Annotated in this window: 2 protein-coding genes; both read left to right on the top strand. The window is 31.7% G+C overall.

The features are described 5' to 3' along the window. Positions 1-256 precede the first annotated feature (256 nt). Entirely contained in the window at positions 257-430 is a 174-nt protein-coding gene (locus CKF54_RS08220; RefSeq protein WP_222987612.1) for a hypothetical protein, read from the top strand. Between the two features lie 908 nt (positions 431-1,338). After that, the coding region (locus CKF54_RS08020) for a filamentous hemagglutinin N-terminal domain-containing protein (protein ID WP_119525819.1) at positions 1,339-1,835 on the top strand (497 nt) is incomplete at its 3' end.

The following is a 1,835-nucleotide window of genomic DNA, read 5'->3' as shown; positions in this document are numbered from 1 at the left end:
AAGCTTGACTTTTTTATTGATTTTTAATGCTTTTACTTTAATTACCCCAATTATTTACTTAAAAAATTTCGGGAGAATAGGTTCAGAACTGCTTGTTACCTAGCTTGTTCCCTGCTTGTTACCCTATTTTTTGCACTGCTTGTTACACTTGTTTGCGTTCAATTCCTTCCACTTTTTAACTCTCTTCTTAGTAGTCTCTTTTACTGCCAGATTGGAGCAAAGTACCAAAACTCTCTAGCAAATTAAGCAGTTCAACATGCTGACAGATAAAATTAACCCCTTAAAAGAAACCTCAAAGCAAACCTCAAAGCAAACCTCAAAGCAAACCTCAAAGCAAACCTTAAAGCAAACCTTAAAGCAAACCTTAAAGCAAACCTTAAAGCAAACCTTAAAGGAAACTTTACTTTACCAACGCTGCAGATTTGCTTAATTCTTGACTATTTTGTAATGGTTTATTATCGCTAAAATCCTTACATTTCCTCCCAAAATGTCCCAATTTTTTAGATTTATTTATTCGTATTTGTGCACTATTGACCATTTTTGACTTTTAAGCAAAGGATAAAAAAGGAAAGTTAGATATTTATTTTTGCTTAAAGTTAGATATTATCTTGCTTTACAGAGTGAGATTTTTAACCCCTGCACAACAAAGAGTTACATAATTATCATTTATTTAGAATTTCACTTTTCAACCCTTAGATTTATATACGTAAGTAATTAATAATTCGATTTTGGCTTTTTCTTTTATTTTCTTTTACGCATAACTCAAAAACAGAGATAGAACCGGTTAACTTTAATAACCCCACAAGCAAAAAGGGAATTAGACGCTTTTGAAAAAATATTTACCCCCCCCCGTCGTATTTTGTTGATTTTTAATCATAAAATTAAAAGATTAGCTTAAACTTGCCTTTAGTACAAGTTACTTATTCTTATATCAAATTTACGAGTAAAGTATAATAGTAAACACGGTGTATGTTTATTTTCTATAAATCTCCATTTTCACTTATTAAGTGTTCAAAATTAAGTAAAAGCTAGGAATAAATTTCAATTTGTACAAGTTTGTTTCCCTAAACACACTGCGTACAGGCTTTTACCTTTTTTTCGTATCCAAAAAAAGTGAAATAGAGGTTTATTTTCATATCATTTCTTCTCAAGAAAAATATTTTTTTCCTACTAAATAATAGTTTACCTTTGTTCAAAGCTAGATCTTCTAGCTCCTTTAATTTAAAGCAGAAAAAGAGTGAGACTAGGCAAATCTCCCTCTTGTGAATAAAAGTTAAACGGCTAATTCTGAAAAAAGAGTGATTTCTTCAGAGTTACATATTTAATGTGAATGTCAAAATGAATAAAATTTACAAACTAAAGTTCAATAAAAAGACTCTGTCTTTAACAGCGGTTTCTGAGCTAGCGACTAATGCTATTGCTGGAGGAAGCTCTAATTCATCAGCCAAAGAAGCTACCTCAACAAATAGATTATCTAAGTTCTTAAGAAACAGCTCTATCTTAGCTACTTCTTCTATTCTTGCGCTAGGCACCTTGGCATTAACTACAAGTGCTCACGCAGATTTAACTCGTGAAGGCTTACAAGTTGTACACGGTAATGTACAACAAATTACTGAAGGATTAGTAACTACATATAAAACTGATCCAAACACCATTATTAACTGGGAAAAATTTAACATCAAGAATGACGAGATCGTTAAATTTTTACAACAAAACTCAAACGCAGCGGTATTAAACCGTGTACTTGGTGGACAGGTTTCACAAATCCTTGGTCAATTACAATCAAACGGTCAAGTATTTATTGTTAACCCAGCTGGTATTGTCTTTGGACAAAA

The sequence above is a fragment of the Psittacicella hinzii genome, assembly GCF_003585885.1.
Taxonomy (GTDB): Bacteria; Pseudomonadota; Gammaproteobacteria; order Enterobacterales; family Psittacicellaceae; genus Psittacicella.
The sequence above is the reverse complement of the archived record's forward strand: the minus strand, read 5'-3'. Positions and strand labels throughout refer to the sequence as shown.